At 35.6% G+C, this 24,830-nt stretch carries 20 protein-coding genes and 1 tRNA gene; 17 read left to right on the plus strand and 4 right to left on the minus strand.

Translation table 11 applies throughout. The features are described from left to right. Positions 1-1,101, minus strand: a complete 1,101-nt coding sequence (locus K7G79_RS12175) for a DUF4407 domain-containing protein (protein WP_223551864.1) — start codon at positions 1,099-1,101, stop codon at positions 1-3. Positions 1,102-1,310: 209 nt separating this feature from the next. On the opposite strand from K7G79_RS12175, the gene K7G79_RS12180 reads away from it, so the two are divergent. Next, entirely contained in the window at positions 1,311-2,513 is a 1,203-nt protein-coding gene (locus tag K7G79_RS12180) for an NAD(P)/FAD-dependent oxidoreductase (RefSeq protein WP_223551865.1), read from the plus strand. A 45-nt stretch (positions 2,514-2,558) separates the two neighbouring features. Here K7G79_RS12180 and K7G79_RS12185 read toward each other — a convergent pair whose 3' ends face one another. Continuing rightward, positions 2,559-3,437, minus strand: a complete 879-nt coding sequence (locus K7G79_RS12185; protein ID WP_223551866.1) for a DMT family transporter — start codon at positions 3,435-3,437, stop codon at positions 2,559-2,561. A 128-nt stretch (positions 3,438-3,565) separates the two neighbouring features. Next, entirely contained in the window at positions 3,566-4,954 is a 1,389-nt protein-coding gene (locus K7G79_RS12190; protein ID WP_223551867.1) for a dipeptidase, read from the minus strand. 164 nt (positions 4,955-5,118) lie between these two features. On the opposite strand from K7G79_RS12190, the gene K7G79_RS12195 reads away from it, so the two are divergent. Both K7G79_RS12195 and K7G79_RS12200 read left to right on the plus strand, forming a co-directional pair. Next, positions 5,119-5,200, plus strand: a tRNA-Leu gene (locus K7G79_RS12195). Between the two features lie 183 nt (positions 5,201-5,383). Continuing rightward, a complete protein-coding gene (locus K7G79_RS12200) occupies positions 5,384-5,632 on the plus strand; it encodes a hypothetical protein (protein ID WP_223551868.1) in 249 nt (82 codons plus the stop codon). Positions 5,633-6,012: 380 nt separating this feature from the next. On the opposite strand, the gene K7G79_RS12205 is transcribed toward K7G79_RS12200, so the two are convergent. Beyond that, complete coding sequence (locus K7G79_RS12205; RefSeq protein ID WP_223551869.1) at positions 6,013-6,621, minus strand: RNA polymerase sigma factor; 609 nt, start codon at positions 6,619-6,621, stop codon at positions 6,013-6,015. 113 nt (positions 6,622-6,734) lie between these two features. Between K7G79_RS12205 and K7G79_RS12210 the strand changes: the two genes are divergently transcribed. The 14 genes from K7G79_RS12210 (at position 6,735) to K7G79_RS12275 (ending at position 24,738) form a co-directional block, all read left to right on the plus strand. Continuing rightward, complete coding sequence (locus K7G79_RS12210) at positions 6,735-7,904, plus strand: FecR family protein (protein ID WP_223551870.1); 1,170 nt, start codon at positions 6,735-6,737, stop codon at positions 7,902-7,904. Positions 7,905-8,257: 353 nt separating this feature from the next. Beyond that, positions 8,258-11,638, plus strand: coding sequence for a TonB-dependent receptor (locus K7G79_RS12215; protein ID WP_223551871.1), 3,381 nt, complete (start codon positions 8,258-8,260; stop codon positions 11,636-11,638). Between the two features lie 12 nt (positions 11,639-11,650). Continuing rightward, positions 11,651-13,006, plus strand: a complete 1,356-nt coding sequence (locus tag K7G79_RS12220; protein ID WP_223551872.1) for a RagB/SusD family nutrient uptake outer membrane protein — start codon at positions 11,651-11,653, stop codon at positions 13,004-13,006. Positions 13,007-13,146: 140 nt separating this feature from the next. Then, on the plus strand, positions 13,147-15,369 hold the full coding sequence (locus tag K7G79_RS12225; RefSeq protein WP_223551873.1) for a hypothetical protein: 2,223 nt from the start codon (positions 13,147-13,149) through the stop codon (positions 15,367-15,369). Positions 15,370-15,602: 233 nt separating this feature from the next. Then, positions 15,603-16,262, plus strand: a complete 660-nt coding sequence (locus tag K7G79_RS12230) for an RraA family protein (protein ID WP_370634223.1) — start codon at positions 15,603-15,605, stop codon at positions 16,260-16,262. A gap of 29 nt (positions 16,263-16,291) precedes the next feature. After that, the gene (locus K7G79_RS12235; RefSeq protein ID WP_223551875.1) at positions 16,292-16,603 is read left to right on the plus strand and encodes an NIPSNAP family protein; all 312 of its coding nucleotides are present in this window, start codon (positions 16,292-16,294) and stop codon (positions 16,601-16,603) included. 5 nt (positions 16,604-16,608) lie between these two features. Further along, complete coding sequence (locus K7G79_RS12240; RefSeq protein WP_223551876.1) at positions 16,609-17,763, plus strand: ABC transporter substrate-binding protein; 1,155 nt, start codon at positions 16,609-16,611, stop codon at positions 17,761-17,763. Positions 17,764-17,774: 11 nt separating this feature from the next. Beyond that, positions 17,775-18,728, plus strand: a complete 954-nt coding sequence (locus K7G79_RS12245) for an MBL fold metallo-hydrolase (protein ID WP_223551877.1) — start codon at positions 17,775-17,777, stop codon at positions 18,726-18,728. Positions 18,729-18,735: 7 nt separating this feature from the next. Next, the gene (locus K7G79_RS12250) at positions 18,736-19,506 is read left to right on the plus strand and encodes an SDR family NAD(P)-dependent oxidoreductase (RefSeq protein WP_223551878.1); all 771 of its coding nucleotides are present in this window, start codon (positions 18,736-18,738) and stop codon (positions 19,504-19,506) included. A 17-nt stretch (positions 19,507-19,523) separates the two neighbouring features. Beyond that, the gene (locus K7G79_RS12255; protein ID WP_223551879.1) at positions 19,524-20,624 is read left to right on the plus strand and encodes a mandelate racemase/muconate lactonizing enzyme family protein; all 1,101 of its coding nucleotides are present in this window, start codon (positions 19,524-19,526) and stop codon (positions 20,622-20,624) included. Between the two features lie 4 nt (positions 20,625-20,628). Further along, positions 20,629-21,384 carry an SDR family NAD(P)-dependent oxidoreductase gene (locus tag K7G79_RS12260; protein WP_223551880.1) on the plus strand — a complete coding sequence of 252 codons (756 nt, stop codon included), beginning with the start codon at positions 20,629-20,631 and terminating at the stop codon, positions 21,382-21,384. A 23-nt stretch (positions 21,385-21,407) separates the two neighbouring features. After that, positions 21,408-22,199: an SDR family NAD(P)-dependent oxidoreductase gene (locus tag K7G79_RS12265; protein ID WP_223551881.1), complete on the plus strand. Its 792-nt coding sequence runs from the start codon at positions 21,408-21,410 to the stop codon at positions 22,197-22,199. Between the two features lie 24 nt (positions 22,200-22,223). Beyond that, on the plus strand, positions 22,224-23,285 hold the full coding sequence (locus tag K7G79_RS12270) for an aldose epimerase family protein (RefSeq protein ID WP_223551882.1): 1,062 nt from the start codon (positions 22,224-22,226) through the stop codon (positions 23,283-23,285). A 49-nt stretch (positions 23,286-23,334) separates the two neighbouring features. Beyond that, on the plus strand, positions 23,335-24,738 hold the full coding sequence (locus tag K7G79_RS12275; protein WP_223551883.1) for a sugar porter family MFS transporter: 1,404 nt from the start codon (positions 23,335-23,337) through the stop codon (positions 24,736-24,738). Positions 24,739-24,830 lie beyond the last annotated feature (92 nt).

Genomic DNA, 24,830 nt, shown 5'->3' on the forward strand with positions numbered 1-24,830 from the left:
TTATAAAATCTTTACTTGTTTATTGTAAAAGGCTTCTTGTTGTTGTTTAATTAACTTGCGTGCCATACTCTTTTTGTAATTGTATAATTCTTCTTCTTTGTTAAGATCGTGATAAACCTTATCGTTAAGTATGTTATCTGTATATAACAAAGCTTGACGTTGATGCAAATTTTGCATGACCCAATTTTTTAAGTCTTCTTCTCTTTCATTATATTTTATATCGAATTCCCCTTTTGGAGATAATAATTTAGTAATAACAGGTGAAGTTTCAATAGCCAAAAACAAAAGAAATATAAAAAAGGATGGCAACCATGGCAATCTACCTAATGCGTTTATACGTGCCATCAAACCATCAAAATTATTAATAATGTACTGGGTACTCGTAATTTGGTTTTTCAAATTACCCTGAAGTTCTGCTATTTGATTTTCAAGAGCAGTAATTTTTGCTTTATTATCAATTTTTAGTTGTTGTAATTCAGCAAGAACTACGTCGTGCTTTTCACGTTTTTCTTTATAAACAGGGCCTTTGCCCAAGAGCTTAGTGCCTTCGCGGCCCTCGGCTTCGGCTATGTAGGTGTCGTAGAGTGTGTTTACTTCTGCTTCTTTAGAGATGATTTCATTTTGAAGTGTAGTTATGTCATTTTTAAGAGCGGTAATGTTTGGGTTAAACTGTTCCTCAATTTGATTCTTGTTAGCTAAAGTCATGTTGTTTTTTTCTGTTAGCAGGACTTGGTCGATTTCTTTTTCAAATATTTTTAATTCTAGAGGTTTAGAGATTACAGCAGCGATAATGATTGCCAAAACAATCCGTGGCGAGGCTTGTATAAGTTCATCAATTACATTTCCTGTTTTTTTAATGGTAGATACAATATAGCGGTCCAAGTTAAAAATGAGCAGGCCCCATATAAAACCAAATAATATGGAAGTAAATAGGTTGTCAAAAACAGTGTATAGGGCATAGCTGGCAGCAATAAAGGCCATAAGAGCGGTAAAGAAAACAGTGGCGCCAATACCAGCGTATTTAATTTGTTCGCCTTGGGAACAGTCCTCTAAAAGCTGTGTGTCACTGCCAGAGCAGATGATAAAAAAGCGTTTTAACATAACATGGTGATTTTGATTGATGCTTCGGCTGTGCTCAGCACAGGTTGATTACATATTAGAACGCAAAAAGTGTGAGAATGTTACATGTTTTGTGTGAAAAGCTCATGCTATTATATATATTACTGTGATTTTGTGTTAATCCTTATGCAACTTTTGTAACATTCTGTATGGTAGAATTACACTAATTTTAACGTATAAAACTAGAAATCATGACCACAACAGTAGTAATAGGAGGGAACTTTGCAGGTATGACCGCAGCCCTCGAGTTAAAAAGAAAAGGTAAAAAAGAACATAAGGTTATTATGGTGGATAAATCACCATTGTTTTTATTTATTCCTTCTCTTATTTGGGTGCCTTTTGGTAGGCGTGAGATAAAGGATATTTCTTTTAGAAAAGATACCATCTTAAAAAAGAAAGGTGTTGAATTTATGCATGCAGAAGCCCTTCGTGTTGATACTGAAAAACAAATTGTACTTACTGATAAGGGTGAAGTTAATTATGATCATTTAGTTATCGCAACAGGACCGAAAGTGAAATTTGATGTGGCACCGGGGATTAAGGAATATGCCCATTATATTGGTACGCCCAATGGCGCTATGAAAACACGGGCCGCTTTAGAGGCTTTTAAAAATGAACCTGGCGATATTGTTATTGGAGCCACCCAAAATGCAGGATGTATGGGTGCTGCTTATGAATTTTTGTTTAACGTTGAAAAATGGCTACGCGAACAACATATTAGAAAAAAAGTGAATTTGTATTGGATTACCCCAGAAACGTTTTTAGGGCATTTTGGTATTGACGGTATGACAGGAGGTGAAACCATGCTCAAGTCCTTTATGAAAATGTTCAATATTCATTATAGAACAGAAGTAGGTATAAAAGAGGTGCAAAAGGATAAGGTTGTTTTAAGTACCGATGAAGTTATTAATAGTAAGTTTACCATGTTGATGCCACCTTTTGTAGGTGTTGATTTTGTAACGAAATCGGAAGGATTAAAGGCTACGCCAGCAGGTTATATTCCGGTAACGGATGATTACAGACATACCGAACTCCCTAATGTTTGGGCAGCAGGTATTGCAGTAGATGTTAAGTTGCCTTTTACACCAGGGAAAGTGCCTTTCTCTTCACCTAAAACGGGATATCCATCTGATGAAACTGGGAAAATTGTTGCCGAAAATATTTATCGAGTTTCTCAAGGAAAAACTAAACTAAAGCAAAAGGCTTGGGGTAAAATACCAGGTATTTGTGTGATGGACGCAGGTAAAAAAGAAGTTATTATTTTGAGTAATAGCCTGTTTAAACCACGTAATTTTGCTATCATGATTCCGAATGTGATTTTTGATTTTTCTAAGGTGTTATTTGAAAAGTATTTTCTTTGGAAAACAAAGCATGGGTACTCTCAATTACCCTAGTGTGGTTTGATTGAAAACAAGGGACTATTTATATAAAAAGTGTTGTTATTTTGATAGTTCCTTGTTTTTTTCTCTAGAGCGTACACTTTCAATGATTACCGTCGACAATATAATGAGTCCCCCCCAAAAAGTATTCCAACTGGGTAATTCATTTAAAAATACAAAGGCAATGAATATGCCTAAAATGGGCTGAATGCTACTTATAATACTAGCAGTACTTACAGAAAAATGCCTTAAACTGTTAACTAGTAAGGTGTGGCCAATAGCTGTTGTGATGACTGCAAGAATAATAACGTAAGGGTATTGGGTTTCCATGCCGGAAGTATCCAAAAAAAGTAAGGCGGGACACAAAACAATGCTAATAATGGTTATTTGGTAGAGCATGATTGAAGTTGCATTATAGCGGGCCACCATTTGTTTGGAAATAACATTGCGAATAGCATAAAACAAAGCCGATAATAACCCGAATAAAATTCCTTTCACATAAGTATTTTCTAGGTTAAATTCTGGAGATAGGATATAAATGCCAATAAGAACTATAATACCTAAAACTATGTATACAGGATCAAATTTTACTTTAATGAACAAAGGCTCTATTAAAGCGGTAATAATAGGGTATACAAACAAGGAAAGCATTCCAATAGCTACATTCGATAGTTTTAATGCGTAGAAATAAGTGATCCAATGTGTTGCCAAAAACAAACCAGTTATTACAAAAAGCGAAAGGTCTTTTTTGGATTGCAGTTTTACACTGATTTTTTTATACCTACAAAACCCATATAGTAGAAATGATGCCATTACGGAGCGCCACCAAATAATAACAGGAATAGACATATCTATAAATCGTCCCAAAGTACCAGATGTACTAATGAATAACATAGCTAATAAAAGTAGTAATAGATGGTTCAAATGGTTGCTTTGCATGCTTTTGAAATGTTAGTGATTAAGAATTTATTGAATCTCTTTACTTTGGTAGCTTTGAGAATTTTCGTAACAAAGGAAAAGTGACTACCGAAAGTTCGACCCCACCATTAAAGTTGGGCACACCAAAATCATTTGGAAAGCTCTGCGAAATTTTTATAGAAATAAGGAATGGTTTCTATACCTTTTAAAAAGTTCCATATGCCAAAATGTTCATTAGGGGAATGTATGGCGTCACTGTCGAGACCGAATCCCATTAAAATGGTCTTGCTTTTTAGCTCTTGCTCAAAAAGGGATACAATGGGTATGCTACCCCCACTACGTTGTGGGATTGGTGTTTTGCCAAAGGTGTGTTGGTAAGCTTTACTTGCAGCTGTATAGCCAATACTATTTATGGGTGTAACATATCCCTGTCCACCATGGTGTGGTGTTACCTTAACTTTAACTCCCTTTGGAGCTATTGTTTCGAAATGGGTTTTAAACAGCATTGTGATTTCTTTCCAATCTTGGTGTGGCACCAGTCGCATGGATATTTTTGCAAAGGCTTTGCTGGCTATAACTGTTTTGGCACCTTCACCTGTGTAGCCACCCCAAATACCATTAACATCTAGTGTTGGGCGTATAGATGTGCGTTCGTTGGTGGAATAACCGGTTTCGCCATAAACTGCATCAATAGCTAAAACATTTTTATAATGTTCTAAATTGAAAGGCGCTTTGGCCATTTCTTTTCTTTCTGAAATGGAAAGTTCTTCGACTTTATCATAAAACCCAGGAATAGTAATGTGATTGTTTTCATCGTGTAGAGATGTAATCATTTTAGCTAAGATATTAATAGGGTTGGCTACAGCACCTCCATACAATCCCGAGTGTAGGTCGCGATTAGGACCTGTGACTTCTACTTCAACATAGCTCAAACCACGTAAACCAGTGGTGATAGAAGGAGTATCGTTGGAAATCATGCCCGTATCAGAAATAAGAATGATATCATTTCTTAATTTCTCTTTGTTGTTTTTTACGAAAACAGATAAATTTGGACTACCTACCTCTTCTTCACCTTCAATCATAAACTTAACGTTGCAAGGCAATTGGTTGGTTGTTGTCATATATTCAAGAGCTTTTACATGCATGTACATTTGGCCTTTGTCATCGGAAGCGCCACGGGCAAAAATAGCGCCTTCAGGATGTTTGTCTGTTGTTTTGATTATAGGTTCAAAAGGTGAGGAATCCCATAATTCTATAGGGTCTGCAGGTTGTACATCATAATGGCCGTAAACCAATATGGTTGGTAGGTTTGGATCAATTAGTTTTTCACCATAAACAATGGGATGACCAGCGGTGTTACATATTTCAACTGTGTTGCAACCTGCTTTTTCCAAACTTTCTTTAATGGCTTCGGCTGTTTTTAAAACATCATTTTTATAAGCTGAATCGGCACTTATAGATGGTATTTTGAGTAATTCGATAAGCTCATTTATAAATCTATCTTTATTATCGTTTAGGTAAGAATTTATGTTTTGCATAATTGTTTTTTGGATTGGTATCAAAAATACTAAAAATAGGAATGAAGTAGTTTGCAATTTAAAAATCTTGTTTATATTTGCAGTCCTTTAGCGGGCGTGGTGGAATTGGTAGACACGCTAGACTTAGGATTTAACCAAATAAAAGTTCTTAAAATTTTGAAAAAGCGGGCGTGGTGGAATTGGTAGACACGCCAGACTTAGGATCTGGTGCCGCGAGGTGTGGGAGTTCGAGTCTCCCCGCCCGCACTTTTTCACTTAGATATTTTTAATTAAAAGCTTCTCAATATTGAGAGGCTTTTTTTGTTTGGGTACAACATAGGTACAACATTTTGCTGTTTCCCTGTATGCAATTTGGATTAATACTCGATGTACCTGCCAATGTTTAAGTTGAGCAGTGTACTTGGATAAACAAATAGAGAAAAGCATCTCATGGATAATCAAAAAACCAACTATGTATTATTGGTCAACGCAGGGGCAATGGAATTATATGAAACATCCATAGAACACTTGATGCTATCGAGTAATTATGATTTTTTGGTTTATCCGTTTACTGATTGGAACGAAGTCATAAATGACCTGGAAGAATGGGAACATTATAGGATTATAGATGAAACTACCTATAAGATATTGCACAGAAACCTTTGTATTAAGATTAGGGAACTTTTAAAATATTTTTAGAGTAAAGCAACTCAAATATAAGGTGGTTATTATTGAATTGTGAACAATGTATTATTACTTTCAATTATATTTAAAGTCTTTTCGGTACATTTATATAATAGAAAGCTTAAACCGCTCTCGTTGATGTCTTAATTAGTGTCCTATTTGGAAAATTAAGATTTAATATACTGGTAAACAATGGGTTGAATGAGGTTTTTTGAATCCTGTCATCCCGACAAAATAGTATATCAATCTAAATTAAAAACCTGTTAATCGTATGATTTACAGGTTTTTGTGTTTTTTAGCATATTAAAAGAATGCAAACAATCCCGTTAAAAAAGTCAACAAATCGGATAACAAAAATAATATTATAAACAGCAATATTATGGTAATCAATAAATTTAAATACCACCCATCAACTTATAATTAAGCTTATTGGAATCGAGTCCCAACAGTAAAAAAAGAATAGGTTCAATTTTAGTTTTAAGGGTTTTTCGAAGTATTTTAAATGCCTTGTTTATTTGAGTTTCAACGGTTCTTATGGAGACATCCATAAACTCCGAGATTTCAATATTGGTCAACCCTTCTTTTCTGCTTAAAACAAAAGTTTCCTTACATTTTGGTGGTAAACTCTCAATGGCTTGATTTACCAATTCAATTTGTTTGGTCAAATCATACCTTTCGTCTTCAACAAGTTCTTCTAAAGCCTTAAAATGTTTTGCTTCAATAGAAAGCATTCTTTTGTTTTTTCTCCATTGGTCTATAAAACCATTATAAACGGCCCGGTTTAAAAAACTTCTCATTGACTTAACAGATTGTACTTTCTCCCTATCTTCCCAAAGCTTAACAAAAACATCCTGCACAATATCTTTTGCGCCTTCATAATCATTGGACAAACTATAAGCGTACAAGCAAAGTGAATGATGGTATTTATCCATCAAGAAAACCAACGCCTTATGGTTGCCTTTTTGGAGTTCGTTTTTTAAAATTATAGTATCAGATAAGTCCAAAGCCAAGGTGATTTGATAAAAAAGTTTGCATAAAAATATAAAAAAAGTAAAAACAGCGTACGTATTTTACAAACTTCATACGTCTTTAGTTAAAATTAGCATTACAGAATACTTTGAAATTAGATGAAAACATAGAACATATAATCATTAAATACTTTTCAAAATCAGCTTCTTTTGAAGAATTGATTGAATTGACGGAATGGCTCAATGACGAATCCAATTACGATGTTTTTTCAGAATTTGTTAAAACCAACTATCTAATAGATGCAAATATGCTTGATTTCGATATTGATACTGAAAAGGGAAAAATACTAAAAAGAATAAAGTCAAAAGAAAAATTTATCCGAAACAAAAAGCTGAAAAGCATTTTTAAATATGCCGCAATACTAATAATTTTTATTAGCGTAGGGTCTTATTTCTATGTTACAAATAACAGCTTTATTGAAGCAGGTGAAGAGATAGCAACTGAAACCCAAGCTATAATAAAACCTGGTTCAGACAAAGCTACCCTAACCTTGGGCGATGGCTCGGTGGTAGAACTGGAAAAAGGAAGCACAATCACAACCCAAAACGCAAACAGTAATGGAGAAAAGATTGTCTATCAACCAACAGTTGGAAACCAGAAACCAAGAACCAATGTATTGACCATCCCAAGAGGTGGACAGTTTCATGTAGTTTTGGCCGATGGTACAGAAGTTTGGTTAAACTCAGAAAGCCAATTAAAATATCCTGTAACTTTCATTGAAGGCCAAACAAGGCAAGTGGAACTTGTTTACGGTGAAGCCTATTTTGATGTATCTCCGAGTACAGAACACCAAGGTGCTAAATTTAAAGTATTTAATCAATCTCAGGAAGTTGAGGTGCTGGGTACGGAGTTCAATATTAAGGCCTATAAGGACGAAACTAATATCTATACAACCTTGGTTGAAGGGAAAGTATTGGTTAATTCAGAAGGAAACAACCAAACTTTAAAACCATCACAACAATCCAATCTAAGCATTTTAGATAAAATCATATCTGTAAAGGCAGTTAATGTCCAAAATGAAATAGCATGGAAAGATGGGGTGTTTATTTTTAAGAACAAACCTTTGAGAGATATTATGAAGACAATATCCAGATGGTACGATGTTGTTGTGGTTTTTGAAAATGAAGACCTTGCAGAGATTCCGTTTAGGGGAGTTTTGGGCAAAGATCAGGAAATCGAAGAAATATTATCGGTAATAAAAACATTTAGCGTTATTGAACAGTACCAAATAAATGGTAAGACAATTATATTGAAATAATGTACAGCAAATTAATGTGAGAGCATAGCCGTTGAACACGTTCTCAGTTTTATAATTAGGATTAAATCAATTAATTATTAAAATTTAAACGTGTGAAAAATCATTGGATCTATTTACTTGCTTTTAGCAAGATTGTATATATATAGTTTAATAAAAAATAAAAGCACATATGAAGAAAAGATAACTCTGGAAATTCAAAAAGGAAGGTTGGGCATAAACCTGACAAGTAAACAACCCAACTCCCCCTTAATTACTAATCAATTAAATGTTTAATCAATTAATGAACCAAATTTATGAAAATTAATTCAAAGAAATTCCTATTAAGTTTTAGGAATAAGTTTTTAATGAGAATTATGAAAATTATCATTTTATTATGCTTTACTTCGGTTTTTAGTTTTACGACAATTGATGTTTTGTCACAGAATACTACTATTAGGGTAGATTTGGAAAAAAACTTTAGTATCGATGAAGTTTTTGATCTTATCACACAGCAAACAGATTATAAGTTCATTTATCAAGAGGGCCTTTTTGATAATTATCCCAAGGTTTTATTAAAAAGGGGTAACATAAATGCGAATGAACTATTGAACAGGTGTTTGGCAAGTGGAAATTTCAATCTTCAAATTTCAAAAACCAATACCATTTTGGTAGAGGTTAAGGAAGGAAATTTAAATAAACTCAATATACCTCAAGAACAAGGACATAAGGTAACCGGGATGGTTACTGATAGTAATGGCCAACCCTTGCCAGGTACCAATATATTAGAAAAAGGAACTTCTAATGGTACTCAAACCGATTTTGATGGGAAATTTACCATTAACGTAACCAGTGAGAATGTTGTATTAGTGTTTTCATATATAGGTTTTTTAACGCAAGAAGTAGATGTTACAGGAAAGACTAGCATAAATATTACACTTAAGGAAAGTACCAATAGCTTAGATGAAGTGGTAGTTGTAGGATACGGCTCTGTTAAAAAGTCAGACCTAACCAGTGCAATAGCTACTGTAAAAGGGGAAGATTTAGAAAATAGAGTAATTACTAGGTTAGATCAGGCATTAGAGGGGCAATTATCTGGTGTTACAGTACAACAAGCAAGTGGTATCCCTGGTGCAGCTCCTAGAATTACTGTTAGAGGTGTTGGTTCTATTAATGCAGGGAACAATCCTTTATATGTAATAGATGGATTTCCTGTAGAGAATGCAAACTTAATGGCAAACATTAATGCTAGTGATATTCAGTCAATTGAAGTTTTAAAAGATGCGGCCTCAGCAGCTATATATGGTTCAAGGGGGGCTAATGGTGTGGTGCTTATTACCACCAAAAAAGGTGACTCGGGAAAAACTAGATTCACTTTTGATACCTTTTACGGGGTTCAATCACCTGAAAAACTCTTAAAGTTTATGAATGCATACGAACAGGGGTTAATGGAAACAGAAGTAAGGAATAGATTATGGGTTGAAGCCGGAGGAAATGCATCCGATCCAAATGATGTTCGTCCTCCTAACCGGAGAGTTGATCCGGAATGGATAAGCGGAAATTTCCCGAATTATGATAAAAATGACTATCTTTTTTCAAAAAGTGCTCCAATTCAAAACTATACTTTAACTGCTACGGGAGGAAATGACCGTTCAAAGTATTTCATGTCCATAAATTATTTAGACCAGGAAGGTATTACTAGAAATACTGAGTTTAATAGAATAGCTATTAGGACAAACTTAGAGACTAAAGTGTTTGACGATAAACTGAAAATAGGGTTAAATTTAAATCCAAGCCGATCAGTTTATTCCAGTAATGGGGCCGAAGGAAAAGACAGTAATACAAACTGGATGCTTTGGGCAGGACCCTTAGTTAAAACTGATGAGTTCTATTACGATTACGAAACCAATCAAATAAAGAACGATTATTCGGCATATTACAATATGCATCCAGCAATTGGACCTCGATTTATGATAATTGACAATATAAAACCAACGCGTGAACATGTTCAGGTGGTGGCTAATAGTTTTATTGAGCTGAATATACTTGATGGATTAAGTTTTAAAACAAGCGGGGGCATTTTATATGGTTTCGACAAAAGTAAGACGTTCGTTGGTTTGATTCCGGGGCAAGGTAACATTTCAAGAAGCCTTTCTTCGTCAATCGGAAAAAACTGGCTATGGGAGAATACCTTAAATTATTCGAAAACAATTGATAAGCATTCATTTAACGTTTTGGCAGGATATAGTAGTCAAAAAGTATATTCTGAAAGTTTTAATATATCTGGAAGGGGATATGATAATGAATTATCTCAAACCCTTAATAATGCAACTGATATTTATGGATGGGGTGAAAGTGCCTCTGAGTGGTCAATGATTTCGATGTTTGGTCGACTTACCTATAACTTTGATAGCCGTTATCTGTTTACAGCTGCAATACGTAGAGATGCAAGTTCGCGCTTTGGAGCTAACAACAAGTGGGGTGTTTTTCCATCTTTATCGGCTGCATGGAATTTGCATAAAGAAAATTTCCTGAAAGATAGCGAATTGATATCAAGTCTTAAGTTAAGATATAGCTGGGGTGAAACCGGTAATAACCGAATAGGCAACTATGCTTCAATTGCAGGAGTATCGGCTTCCAACGCGGTGCTTGGTGTTGATGAAAGTATTGTAAGTGGTTATCGTACATCTGGCCTTGGAAATCCTGATTTAGGTTGGGAAAAGACTGAGGCAACCAATGTTGGTCTTGATATAGGGTTTTGGAATGACCGATTAAGTTTAACTGCTGAATACTACAACAATAAAACAAATGATTTACTTTTTAATGTTCCTATACCTTTAGTAACAGGTTTTGGCGGCCAGTTAAAAAATCTGGGCTCGGTTCGTAATAAAGGATTTGAATTCGATATTAGTTCGCGTAATATTATTAATGGATCATTTAAATGGAATACCCGGTTAAACTTTTATACCAATAAGAATGAAGTTCTGAAAGTGGGGCCAGAAGGAGCACCAATAATTACAGGTAATGGATTTACGAATGCCAGTTATACAGGTATTGGCCATCCTATTGGCGCTTTTTATATGCACAAACAAATTGGAATTTTCCAGAATCAGGCCGAGGTAGATGCATCTGCAACCTGGGGAACGCAAAAACCGGGTGATGTAAAATTGGCAGATATCAATAATGATGGTAAGATTGATATGGATGACCGTACTTTTGTAGGGCAACCACAACCCAAATATAACTTTGGTATTACCAATGAGTTTACTTACAAAAATTTTGATTTGAGCATATTTATCAATGGTGCCGGTGGAAATAAAGTGTTTTTTGCTCAGGGACGTTATTACGATAAAGGTTTTACGCCATTAGGTTTAGGACTTGCTATGACCGCCAACTGGAATAACCGCTGGCGTTCGGAACAAGAACCGGGAGATGGCAAAACACCTAGTATATTTAATGGCTGGAGTGGAGCAAACGGTGATTTTGCAACTACACGCTGGTTGTATGATGGCGATTTTTGGAGAATTAAGAATATTTCCTTAGGCTATACACTTCCTGAAAATATTACTCAAAGCATGAAATTACAAAAGCTAAGGCTATATGTTACTGGAGATAATTTATTCTTAAAAACAGATTACATTGGATATAATCCTGAAGTAAATATAAGCAGTGGAGACAATTATCTTGTTTCTGGATACGACTATGGTTCTACACCATTATCGAGAAAAATAATATTTGGATTAAATGTAACATTTTAAATAGGAATTGAAATGAAAAATATAATTAAAATAACGTTTATAACTTTAATGTTTTTTGGAACATTTTCATGTAGTGATGATTTTGTTGATCTGGCTCCGATTACTTACGCTAATGAAGCGGATTTTTATAAGACTGATGGTGATTTTGAGGCCGCCATTGTAAGTGTATATAATGGATTTAAGTCTCCGGCCACTCAAATTCCTTTTAATATGGAATATAGGGCTGATAATTTAAAATTTAGCAATTACACATATCAGGAGTTATCTACAAATGTTTTAGGCGCCAATACAGGAAGCTTTTTGTGGGGAATGTATTCCAGCCTGATTTACCCTACCAATAATATTCTTGATAGATTAGAAGTTACTGAAGGAATTACAAGTTCTGTTAAAGATGTTGTTAGCGGCGAAGCATTATTTTTTAGGGGCTATGCTTATTATTGGTTAACCCTGGGGTTTGGAAGGGTGCCAATTGTTACTTCTGTTATCACCTCTGATGAAGCATTAGAACTGGGGCTTTCTTCTGAAGATGAGGTGCTAGCACAAGCTGTTGCCGACTTTCAGAAGGCAGCAAGTTTGCTTCCGGCAACGTCTTCTGTTTTTGGTAAGTTAGACAAATATGATGCCATGGCTTTTCAGGCAAAAGCTTTAATGCTTCAAAATAACTGGAGTGCAGCAGTTCCTGTTTTACAGGAAATTTATAACAATAGTGGACATCAATTGGAACCGGTATGGACAGATATGTGGACAACCGCTGCTGAGAAAACCAGCAAAGAATTTATGTTTCAGGTAATTTATAGCGAACTTGCAAATAACAATAGTTTTGCACAGCAACTTTTATATATTAGAGGAGATAATACAACACAAGAGGTATTTATGTACAAGCCGGGCTTGTTTGAATCGTTTGAAGACGGTGATATTAGGCGCGATGAAACCCTGGGTTTTGATATTGATGGAATTGCTGAAAACAGGAAGTATGATTTTGGAAAGGTTGGAAACATCTGGACACAGGATATTCAGGTGCTAAGATTCACAGAAATTCAATTGCTCTATGCCGAAGCTATTTCAATGGCAGCAGGTTCTGTACAACAGCAGTCATTAGATTTGATCAATGAAATTAGAAACAGGGCAGGATTAGGTGATCTTGTAATGGCTGATGTCCCTAATATGAATGCTTTTATTGAAGCTGTTTTAGCTGAACGAAGAGCTGAGTTTGTATTTGAAGGGAAAAGGTATGCTGACTTAAAACGACATAACTTACTGGTTTCGAAACTAAATGCAATTGGTTATAGTTTTGATGATAGTTATAATTATTTGCCAATACCTCAAAATGAAAAAGATAAAGTGCCGGATGGTCTTTATGATAATTAATATTTTTTTCTGAAATAATATACAACCCCGGAGTGCGAGGAATTAATTTTGCACTCCGGTTTTACATTGAATTACACAGTATAACCTAAAGCACTTTTTTTAATAAAAGAATTGACCAACTTAATCAAAAAACACTTGAAATGAATAGTTTATTACATGGATGGGTTCAAACCATGTTGTATCTGTTACACATAGTAATTTTTATTTTTCCTATATCACCATCATATGCTCAAGGTATAAGAGAGCATTATGAAATAGAATCATCAGATATTCGATTAACAGTTACATCAAAAGGAGAAATCAATTCTATTTTCAATAAAAAAAGTAAAGGAAATATTCCTCTTAAGGGAAATACTGTTTTTGTGGGTTGTTCATTGGAGGTTCTTTCCGTTGAAGAAGAGAACAAAACCCTTGTTGTAAAAAAGAAAATAGTTAATGATGATGCCCAAATACTTTATACCACAGAGGTATTTAGTTTTGAAGATAATTTATTGAGATGGGAACTGAAAATTTTACCTGAAGGCAATGCCCCATGGAGCACCCCTGTGCAAACCATTTGGTCAATAAGCCAACCCGGTTTAAAATACTGGACCACTTGGGGCGACCCACGTCCGGAAAAACAAGACGTTCATTTATCACAGGCAGCTGACGAAAAGATATTGAATGGCGAGGTGGTTCTTACCGACAATAAATTGCCAACGAACGTTTGGGCTGATCCTTTGGTTACTCAACCGCTGTTTCCGCGAAAATTGATTTATGGAGGTTCTATTTATGGAGATTCAGAGAAGGATGATAATTTTGACCCATGGGTTAATTTTTATCCAGGTAGTCGTCGTAATTACTTTGCTGTACCTGTAATAGGCTTGTATAACGAAAAACAAAACATCGGCGTTTCGTTGGGGTTCTCTCCAGAAAACATAGGGATGGAAGCGTGTTTAGAAGTTAACAATGAAAATCAGCTCATTTTTTCAAGATACAATAACCGTTTCACCCCGGGAAAGGAGTTGAGTTTCTCTACCTATATAAACCTACATGAAGCAGACTGGAGGGCTTCAATGGCTTGGTATGTAGATAAGTTTAAAGACTGGTTTAACCCGGTAAATCCCAATGTCCATGAATTTAGTGGAACTTCTTCCTATTCATTCGAAACAGGCGATTTCGATGTGGACAAGATGAAACAAATGGCCTATAAGACCAACTGGGATGCCACATTTCCCTTTCCTTACATGGGATTGTTTTTGCCTGATGTAAACCATGATGAAGGCTGGTTGAGTTGGCGAGGCGAATATTTAACTTTCAAAAAAATAGACGATTACTACAAGCAAATGCAGGAGAAGGGGTTTCGTGTTTTGAGCTATTTTAATGTTACCGAATTCGGGAGCAATATCCTGGAAAAGGGAAAATATAACATGAGGTTGCCAGAACGTAAGCAATGGGTAAATTCCAATACTTACCTCTATAAACAACTTGAGCCGGCAGTGCTTTACTATCCGCATGACACTACCTATACGAATTATATCTATTCCTGGGACAGGAGTATTGTTGTTGATCCCGGTGAGCCCGTGTATGCAAACCACCTGGTTGAACAGATAAACCGCTACATCGAAAAACTCCCCCATTTCGAGGGTATAACCATCGACAGGTTGGACTGGACAAGGCACTACAATACTCGCAGGGATGATGGGGTATCCTGGTTTAACGATGCTCCTGCTAGGTCTTTGCATGTGTCATGGAATTCTATTATCAATAAAATTGCACCAATACTTCATGATAAAAATAAGGTTCTTTTTATAAATAACCATGTAAAACGATTGGACGACATAAAACAAGTTGATGGGATTTTTGATGAATTTGGCGATGTAGCTGCGTCCATCAATACCAATGCTTTTCTATGTGTTAATAAGCCGCTGTTAGGCTGGTGCCATAATAAAGCAGCTATCGGTGACGATTTTGATGCATTTATGCAGAAACACCTTCATCTGGGCATGTACCCTATGGCTCCATTCCCTGCGAACGACCATGCTTTACTGCCCGATGAAGAAGTGGACCAGTTGTACCTGGATTATGGCGAACTGTTCAAAGTAATGAAAGGCAAGAACTGGGTATTGGAGCCGGGAGTTATTAAGGTGGAAGGAAACAAAGCAAAAGCCAATATATTTAAAACCGATTCAGGGATCATAATTCCGGTAACCTTTGGAAAAGATGATTTTGTTACCCTTAAAGTTAAAGGCATTACAAATAATGATAAGGTTGAAATAATACATCCGGGAGAAAGAGAATGGAAAACAATTAAAAAGAGCAGAGGAAGGTTGAAAATTCCTTTGGAAAGAGGGTGTGCAATGGTGAGGATTCATTCTCCATAACGTTATTTAGAGGTGTGGATAAGTTATTAATTTTTCTATGTTGCTCATGCCTTAAGCTTAAAGAATTTGCTGTAGCTTACTTGGTCAGAGGGCAGATTGATAGGCCTGTTCTCTAAAGGTTTTTATACAACCTTTACCTAATGATGGTGATTTTATAAATTTGATATTCGAAACTTTAAAATATAAAAAATATAAATTTACCTCTTTGGAAAAATGATGAAGAATTATTCAGCATAGCAAGACAAGAATTATTTGTAGCCTTAGTAGGTGACATCTTGGATCAACTTGGGTATGTAAAACAATTTATCGGTCAAGAAATAAAACCCGTGGCAGACGACATGATTGTTATAGGAAGAGCCAAAACAATTGTTGAATGTGATGTGGAAAAAATTCCTCAAAGTATTATTACCAATAATAAAAAGGTAGCAAAACCATTTGGTTTAATGTTTGAAGCATTAGATAGTTTGAAAGAAAATGAAGTATATATCTGTGATGGAGGATCTTTGGAATATGCGCAATGGGGAGGTTTAATGAGTACCCGTGCTATGTGTTTAAAAGGGGCTGGTGCTGTTGTTAACAGCTATCACCGCGATACAAACGAAATATTAAGATTGAAATTCCCGACCTTTAGTCGTGGATCTTATGCACAAGATCAAGGCCCTAGAGGAAAAGTAATTGATTATGATTGCCCCATTACTTTTAACGGAATTAGGGTGCATCCGGGAGATGTTGTTTATGGAGATAGAGACGGTGTGGTTATTGTGCCTAAGGACATGGTTGTACCTGCCTTTACAGGAGCTATTGAAAAAGCAAGAGGAGAAAAAGAGGTGTTGAAAGCATTACAGGGAGGTATGAGTACTGAAGATGCTTTTGAACATTTTGGTATTATGTAATATATTTTTAGCCATTAAAAAAATAAAAAATGATTTACGAATTAAGAACATATACATGCTATCCGGGAACGGTTTCTAAAGTTTTGGAAATGTGGGAAAAAGAGGGAAAAGCGATGTTGGATCCTTACTTTAAAATGGTAGGGCAATGGACTACTGAAACGGGCACTGTTAATCAAATAATTACTATATGGGAGTTTAAGGACATGAACCATAGACAGGAAATGAGAAATGCATTATTAGCACATCCTGGCTTTCTGGAATACTTAGCAGAATGCAGACAGTATTATATAACTCAAACAGCAGAATTTTTATCAGCAACAGCTTTAAGCCCAATAAGATAAGTAATATGGTTGTTTTGAGAGGTATAACATGGAAGAACCCACGAGGATATAATCCATTAATAGAAGCGTCTAAAAAATATAATAAGAAATTCCCAGGCATTGAAATCATTTGGGAACAATATCCCTGGTACGAATTTGAGGAAAGAATATTAGATAATTTTAAAAATGGTACAGGTATTTATGACCTCATCATGTTCGATCACCCTTGGACGGGCACACTTTGCAACAATAAATGGTTGTTGCCTTGGGACGAATATTTATCAAGTTCGTACATGGATGAACTAAAGCAAAGGGTTGTTGCACCATCTGTAGAATCATATAATTTCAATGGCAAACAATGGGCATTACCATTGGATGCTGCCTCACATTGTGCTTTGTACCAAAAAACAGTTGGAGCAGACGTAGCTTTACCAACAAAATGGGAAGAAATCAAGGAATGGGCGATTCAAACACAAGCAAAAGGGTTTGAAACACCGTTGGTTTTATCACTTCAAGGCGTATTGGGTTCTTGCTTGTTTTTGTCTATGATGGCAGCCTATGGTAAACCGGCTTTTCACGATCTAAGCAAAGAGAATATTGATGAGGATGCAGCTAAAAGTGTATTGTTACTGTTAAAAGATTTACAACAATTTTGTCCTGAAGAATCCTCAAAATGGGGTCCGTGGGATATTTATGATAAATTTTGTGAAAATGAACAATATTTATATTCACCATCAATATTTGGATATGTAAACTATTTGGGGCCAAACCATGCAGGTAAAAACCTATACATCACACAAGTGCCAATGTTTAATCATAACAAAAGTCCAAAAGCTATTATAGGAGGTGTAGGGCTTGGTTTAGCGTATTCCTGCAAGAACATTCCGGAGGCTGTTGATTATGGGGTTTATTTAATGTCGGACGAAGTCCAAAAAGAAATTTTCCCTCTACATTATGGGCAGCCAGCAGTAAAGGCGGTTTGGGAGGATAGTCAAATTAATGCAGAAGTGAACAATTTCTATAAGGGGCTACAACCTAATATGGAGAACGGGTACATAAGGCCTCAATACGATGGTTTCCATGAAGTAGAATTGGCGATCGGGAATAGTCTTCAAAAATGGTGGGATGACCAGGCGGGTTTAAAAGAGACATTGATACAATTAAAGGCCATTAAATTATAAATGAAACCGAGATGTATGTTAGAGAAGTAAAAGAAGAAGCTCCGGGAGTGTATCGTTTTTCTCAGCCAATGGGAATTCGGATTGTGCATTTTTATGCGATAAAAGAAGCTGATGGGTGGACATTGATAGATTGTGGTTTGTCAAATTCGGTAGCCTCCTGGATTGCGGATGGAGAGTTAAAAGGAAAGATTAATAGGCTCATTATTACGCATGCCGATGCAGATCACCTCGGTAGTGGAGCTTGGTTAAAAGAAAATTATCCAAGCATAGAAATATGTTGTCATGCAAATGATAAAAGGTACTCAGAAGATCATAGACTATTGGTTAAAAATAGATACGATGTTGCTAGACCAGAATTTGGATTTGGATACTCTCAAGAAGTTTTAGATATTTTATTGGATGTTTGTGGAGAGGACTTTGAAGTAGATCGTATGCTTGAGGATCAAGAAACTATTTTGATCAACGGGGATGAATGGCAAATAGAGTTACTTCCGGGCCATAGTCCAGGTCATATTGGAATTTCAAGAAAAAAAGACGGTATCTACATATTGGGAGATGCTTTTTTATCAGACGGGCCACCAAGCATAGATGGAAAACCTTCAATGCCACCAACACATGAAAATATAGTTTTGTATTTAAACTCAATAAAAAAAGCTAGGTCTTTCAATGTAAGTAAGTGCTTTACAGGGCATTGGTCGCTACTTAATCAAGAGGAATTTATTGCCTTTTTAGATAAAAGTGAAGAAGTTGTTTTTCGGGATTTAAAAATTATGACTTCTATTTTAGAAAAAGGAGAAAGGTCTTTTGAAGAGATTCTCACAGAATTATGTGAGCAAGTTTCCACATGGGATGCAACAGAAAACACCCATTATTTGTATGCAGTTAATGGGTATATTAAATATTTAGAAGCCACAAAAAAAATTGCGGTTACACCAAATCAAAAAATAAAATTAAAACAAGAATAGGTCAGAAATGAGATTATTAGATAATGAAATAGCAATTGTAACAGGAGGAGGTCAAGGACTTGGACTTAGTACAGCAACCTATTTAGCCGAGCATGGTGCTAAAGTGGCCATTCTTGATCTAGATGCAACAAATGCAGCTAAGCAAGCTGAGAGTCTATCAGGGGTAGGGCACATAGGTATCCGATGTGACGTAACAAACGGAGAAGAAAGAATTGCAGCAATTAAGAAAGTACTAGATACTTTTGGGACAATCGATATTTTGGTAAATAATGCTGGTATTCAGTATCATAGTGAAGCCGAAAATATGCCAGAAGAGAAATGGTTGAATGTTGTAAATGTAAATTTGAATTCTGTAATGTTTATGTCTAGAGATGTATCTCATACCATGATAAAGAATAAAAAAGGAAGTATCATAAACATAGGAAGTATTGCTTCTTTTCAGGCAATGCCTGGTCGTACCGTTTATTCAGCAACCAAAACAGCGGTCTTAGGTTTGAGTAGAAATCTGGCAGTAGATTGGGGGCAATACAATATTAGGGTGAACACTGTTTGTCCAGGGTATCACGATACACCATTGTTAAGAGCTTACATAGATAACGGAAAATTAGATCCGGAAGTCATCAAAGGTAGAATTCCTATGAGACGCTTGGGCTTAGCAAATGATATAGGCAAAGCGGTTGTTTTCTTTGCTTCTGAGCTTTCAGAATATGTAACAGGGCAAGCTATAATGGTTGATGGGGGTTACACAACTTACGGTGCTGCTGCTGCGATTGTATAAACACGATAATTATTAAAATGAAAAACACAATAACCAAGATTGAATCATTTTATGTGCGTGTTCCGCTTGGAAGACCTTTAAAATTAGGGGCTATTGAAATTCCCGATAGACATTATGTCATTGTTCGTATTTACGACGAAGCAGGAAACGTTGGAACTTCTTACGGACTTTCAAGAAATGCACCTGTAGCAGAAGTTGTACATAACAATATCATACCAATATGGAAAGGCAAAAGTTTAGATAATCATGAGGAATTATACAATTTAACAACAAAGGCAAATGTTTGCCTGGGTACTAACGGTATCTTTTTTAGGGCATTGAGTTTATTTGATTGTGCTTTGTATGATTTATTGGCTATTAGAGCAAAACAACCCTTATACAAATATTTAGGCGGCGAGTCTAAAGCCATACCAACAATGTTGGTTGGTGGGTATCCAACATCTAACGAAACAGAAGAAACTTTAGCTGCTGAGATGGAATTATACGCGACTTATAACCCAGCAGGAGTAAAAATAGCAAGTACAACAGATGCTTTTAAAGATGGAGAACGATTAAGAATTTGTAGAAAATATTTACCTAAGTCGATTCCGTTAATGATCGACTGTGTTTGGGGACAAACAGATGCAAAAACATATGCTATTGAAGTCCAGAAATGGGAAGATTTAAATATGAAATGGATAGAAGATCCTTTTTTAACAGATGATTACGAGAATATTCGATATTTAAGTGAGAATACAAAAATAGACATAGCCGTTGGGGATGAGCAATCAGGGTACTTAAATATGCTGAGGTTGATGGATCAAGGGAAAATTAATGTTTTACGGTTGGATGCAACAGTTTGTGGTGGTGTGAGAACCTTTATAAAAATAGCCAAAGCGGCTTATCAAAGAGGCATCCCAGTCGCTTGCCATGTATTTCACCAATTGCACTTGCATTTGGCTTGTGCAGTGCCTGGAGTGGAAATTATAGAATATATGTTGCCAGAAAGTGATATTGAATCCTACCAACGTTTATGGGATAATGATCTAGTATTGGAGAACGGAACATTTACGCCTACAGAAAATCCAGGCGTAGGAACCGCTTGGAACGAAGAATTTATAATACGGTATAAAGAATAAGAAAATGGATACAAATAGGCACAGCGGAAAAGTTGTTGTAGTTACAGGAGGTAGTTCTGGCATTGGAAAGGAAATAGCAAGAACCTTTTTAAGTCAAGGTGCTTTTGTGGAATTGGTTGGGCTTGATGAAGGGGAACTTATTGAAACTCAAAAAGAATTCGGTGAGAAGTGTGGTTATAAAGTTCATGATGTTACAAATACAGAGTATGCAAAAAATGTTATTGAGTCTATTTACAATAAACATGATAGAATAGATGTATTGGTCAATAACGCAGGAATTCATCAGAAGAAGTCAACCGAAGAGATGTCAGTAGCTGAATTTAATAAAATGCTGAACGTGCATGTTACTGGAGCTTTTTCATTAGTGAGTGAAGTACTACCCATTATGAAGAAACAAAATTCAGGAAACATCATTTTTATGGCCTCTATGGCGGCGATTATAGGATTGCCAGAAGTAATTTCTTATGCGGCAGCAAAAAGTGCTTATGTAGGCATGGTACGATCTTTAACATCAGAGGTTGCTGGTTGGAACATTCGGGTGAATGCCATTGCACCAGGTTGGATAGATACCCCTTTGCTCAGAAAAGCATTGGCAGATAATAAAGATAGAGCACAAAAAATACTGGAAAGGACTCCTATGAATAAATTTGGTGACTCTGAAGATATAGCAAATGCAACAAGCTTTTTATGTTCTGAAGAAGCAAAATTTATTACCGGTGTACTACTTCCAGTTGACGGAGGTGCTTCCATAGGGTTTTAAAAATTTAAATAGTATAAAGGTATATGGCACTACAAATTGATTTAAAGGATAAAGTAGCCCTGGTTACAGGTATTAGTAAAGGTATAGGGGCAGGTATAGCCTCCGTTTTACTTGAGGCTGGTTGTTATATTTCCGGATGTGCAAGAAGTGAAGGGAATACATATGAATATTTTAATATTGAAAAAAAAGCTGAAAGTTTAGGACGTCCAATCCATTTTATGAAAACAGATGTGACTAATATAGGTGAGCTAAAGGCTATGGTTCAAGGAACGATAGATAGATTTGGAACGTTGGATATTTTAATCTCTAATGCTGGGGTAGGTGTTTTTGAAGGACTGGAAAATTGCTCTGAAGATAAATGGAACTATAATTTAGATTTGAATTTAAACTCGCATTGGCGTCTGGCTAAATTATGCAAACCATACTTGGAGAAAAGTGATGTGGGAAATATTGTGATTATTGGTTCAAATCATGGATTCTCTACCATACCAGGATGTTCGCCTTATAGTGTAACAAAAACAGCTTTAAGAGGATTAGTGCAAAGTATGGCAATCGAATGGGGGCCTTCCATTAGGGCTAACTGTATTGCGCCAGGATTTATTGACACAGAGCAAAACAAAAAATGGTTCGAAAGTTTTCCCGATGCAGATGCAGAACGAACAAGAACAGAGAAATTACATCCAGTTAAAAGAATAGGAACACCAGAAGAAATAGGAGGTTTTTGTACCTTTTTATCTTCTCAGTATGCCAGATTTATAACTGGAGCAACATATCTGGTAGATGGAGGCCGATCTGCTGTTATGCAAGATGATTAAATCCAATTTGACCTAGCAAGCAGAATGAATCTGGAGTGTAAAATAAAAAAGAGCAAATTTGGACAGAGCCCTGCAGGAGATCTGATATATTGCTATGAATTAAAACATGCTAATGGACTCATTGCAAAGGTCATTAATTTTGGTGGTATCCTTACTGAACTTTATGTGCCTGACAAGTTTGGAAAGTATGCAAATGTTGTTCTCGGATTTCAAGATGTTCATTCTTACTTAAAAGAAAATATTTATGCCGGAGCCATAATAGGGAGGGTTGCAGGAAGATTGACAAAAGGTAAATTTAATGATGGAAAGAAAACTTACCAATTAACCCAAAATGAAGGTGAGACTCATTTGCATGGAGGTATAAAAGGTTTCGATAAAAGCCTTTGGGGTTCAAAGATTGTTACAAAAAATAAAAGTGAGGTTTTAGAATTAACTTATCATAGCCCAAATGGAGAAGAAGGTTATCCAGGAAACGTATCAATGAAAGTAACTTATTCCTTGACAAAAGAAAATGGGATTCGTATTGAATATGAAGCAACAACAGATGAATTAACACCGCTATGCCCTACAAACCATTCTTATTTTAATTTGGCAGGAGAAGGCAAAGGAACTATTCTCAATCATTTGTTGACAATCGATTCTGAATTGATTGCAGAAGTAGACCAAAATTATTTACCAACAGGAAATCTTAAAAAAACAGTAGCAGATATAACCGATTATAAAAAAGCTGCTCCAATTGAAAGAATGGCAAAAATAGCCACATACGCTCATGGGGAAATGTATTTATTAGACAATTTTACAAAAGATCTTAAAAAAGTTGCTTCGTTACAAGAACCTAAAAGTGGACGTACCATGAATGTATTTACAGATGCCATTGGAATGCAATTGTATACGGGATTATTTTTAAATACAACTAGCAAGGGAAGATCTGGGGCTGCTTACAAACCTTTTTCAGGAGTATGTTTTGAATGTCAAGGATTTTCAGATGCTCCAAACCACAAAACATTTGCATCTATATTTTTGCATCCAGACGAATGTTTTAAACAAGTAACAGAATATCGTTTTGAAAACAATTTTGATTTTTAAAAACAAAATAAAACCTAAGCATTTAAACCTTTTCAAAAAGTATAAGAAAATGAGCAAATCAAATCAACTAAATTTTAAATATATTTTAACGATATCCATGATCTCTGCTCTCGGCGGATTGCTTTTTGGCTATGACTGGGTTGTAATTGGAGGAGCAAAGCCCTTCTACGAACGTTTTTTTGATATTGCAGATATTCCGAGTTTGCAAGGATGGGCAATGTCAAGTGCTTTAATAGGTTGTATTATTGGTGCTACATCAGCGGGAAAGATCACTGAACGTTTAGGACGTAAAAGACCATTAGGCATTGCTGCTTTCTTATTCATAATATCTGCGGCAGGCACTGGTTGGTTCAATGATTTTAACCTGTTTATTGGCTTTCGTATTTTAGGTGGGTTAGGTATAGGATTAGCATCTACTATTTCTCCTATGTATATTGCAGAAGTATCTCCATCTGTATATAGAGGTAGACTGGTTTCTCTTAACCAATTGGCTATTGTTGTTGGTATTCTTGCCGCACAAATTCTTAATTATATTATTGCAGAGCCCGTTCCAGTAAGCATGACGGATGTGGAGATCGTAAACTCATGGAATGGGCAAACTGGATGGAGATGGATGTTTTGGGTAGAATTAATTCCAGCCTCTTTATTTTTTCTCCTGATTTTTATCATTCCGGAAAGTCCAAGATGGCTAACTAAAAACAACCAAAAAAATAGGTCTTTAAAAGTGTTAGGAGATATTGGAGGAAAAAAATATGCTCTTAAAATACAAGAGGAAATTCAAGAAACACTTTCTGAATCAAATAAATCTATTAGCATAAAAGAACTCCTACAACGAAAAAATAAACGTTTGATTATAATAGGAATTTGTCTTGCCTTTTTGGTGCAATGGTGTGGTATAACCATTGTATTTAATTATGCTGAAGAAGTTTTTACCAGTGCTGGTTATGGTGTAAGTGACTCTTTGTTTAATATTATTTTAACAGGTGTTGTAAATTTAGTATTTACAATAATTGCTATACAAATAATTGACAAATGGGGTAGACGAAACCTTTGGTTGCTTGGCTCTATAGGTCTTTGCATAACATTTTTATTTATAGGAGGTTTTTACTTTTTTGGATTCAAAGGATTCTCGTTAGTTGTCTTAATTGTAACAGCCATTGCCATTTTTGCACTTACATTGGCACCAGTGTTTTGGGTTCTTGTGTCAGAGATTTTTCCAAATCGAATAAGAGGTGCAGCTGCTTCTATTACTGTTACTTCCATGTGGATTGCCAGTTTTTTAATTACATATAGTTTCCCTGTATTAAATAATGCCTTGGGAGCACATGGTATTTTCTGGTTGTATGGTGGAATTTGTGTACTGTGCTTTTTCTATGTAAGATTTAAGATTCCGGAAACCAAGGGGAAAAGTCTGGAAGAAATTGAATTTTATTGGGAATCAAAGTATAATTAAGTTGAGTTATTAATTTAAAATCCGTATTTTAATGCTTTAAAACATTAAGATATGGAACAATATGAAGGTAAAAATATACTAAACTTTGTAAA

It is taken from the genome of Aestuariivivens sp. NBU2969, assembly GCF_019931125.1.
In the GTDB taxonomy this organism is placed as follows: Bacteria; Bacteroidota; Bacteroidia; order Flavobacteriales; family Flavobacteriaceae; genus Aestuariivivens; species Aestuariivivens marinum.

Excerpts from the sequence above, each read along its gene's own strand:
- K7G79_RS12180 (WP_223551865.1), top strand. The coding sequence starts at position 1,311 with ATGACCACAACAGTAGTAATAGGAGGGAACTTTGCAGGTATGACCGCA.
- K7G79_RS12185 (WP_223551866.1), bottom strand. The coding sequence starts at position 3,437 with ATGCAAAGCAACCATTTGAACCATCTATTACTACTTTTATTAGCTATG.
- K7G79_RS12215 (WP_223551871.1), top strand. The coding sequence starts at position 8,258 with ATGAAAATTATCATTTTATTATGCTTTACTTCGGTTTTTAGTTTTACG.
- K7G79_RS12265 (WP_223551881.1), top strand. The coding sequence starts at position 21,408 with ATGGCACTACAAATTGATTTAAAGGATAAAGTAGCCCTGGTTACAGGT.
- K7G79_RS12250 (WP_223551878.1), top strand. The coding sequence starts at position 18,736 with ATGAGATTATTAGATAATGAAATAGCAATTGTAACAGGAGGAGGTCAA.
- K7G79_RS12260 (WP_223551880.1), top strand. The coding sequence starts at position 20,629 with ATGGATACAAATAGGCACAGCGGAAAAGTTGTTGTAGTTACAGGAGGT.
- K7G79_RS12245 (WP_223551877.1), top strand. The coding sequence starts at position 17,775 with ATGTATGTTAGAGAAGTAAAAGAAGAAGCTCCGGGAGTGTATCGTTTT.
- K7G79_RS12225 (WP_223551873.1), top strand. The coding sequence starts at position 13,147 with ATGAATAGTTTATTACATGGATGGGTTCAAACCATGTTGTATCTGTTA.
- K7G79_RS12200 (WP_223551868.1), top strand. The coding sequence starts at position 5,384 with ATGGATAATCAAAAAACCAACTATGTATTATTGGTCAACGCAGGGGCA.
- K7G79_RS12270 (WP_223551882.1), top strand. The coding sequence starts at position 22,224 with ATGAATCTGGAGTGTAAAATAAAAAAGAGCAAATTTGGACAGAGCCCT.
- K7G79_RS12190 (WP_223551867.1), bottom strand. The coding sequence starts at position 4,954 with ATGCAAAACATAAATTCTTACCTAAACGATAATAAAGATAGATTTATA.
- K7G79_RS12240 (WP_223551876.1), top strand. The coding sequence starts at position 16,609 with ATGGTTGTTTTGAGAGGTATAACATGGAAGAACCCACGAGGATATAAT.
- K7G79_RS12220 (WP_223551872.1), top strand. The coding sequence starts at position 11,651 with ATGAAAAATATAATTAAAATAACGTTTATAACTTTAATGTTTTTTGGA.
- K7G79_RS12175 (WP_223551864.1), bottom strand. The coding sequence starts at position 1,101 with ATGTTAAAACGCTTTTTTATCATCTGCTCTGGCAGTGACACACAGCTT.
- K7G79_RS12235 (WP_223551875.1), top strand. The coding sequence starts at position 16,292 with ATGATTTACGAATTAAGAACATATACATGCTATCCGGGAACGGTTTCT.
- K7G79_RS12255 (WP_223551879.1), top strand. The coding sequence starts at position 19,524 with ATGAAAAACACAATAACCAAGATTGAATCATTTTATGTGCGTGTTCCG.
- K7G79_RS12275 (WP_223551883.1), top strand. The coding sequence starts at position 23,335 with ATGAGCAAATCAAATCAACTAAATTTTAAATATATTTTAACGATATCC.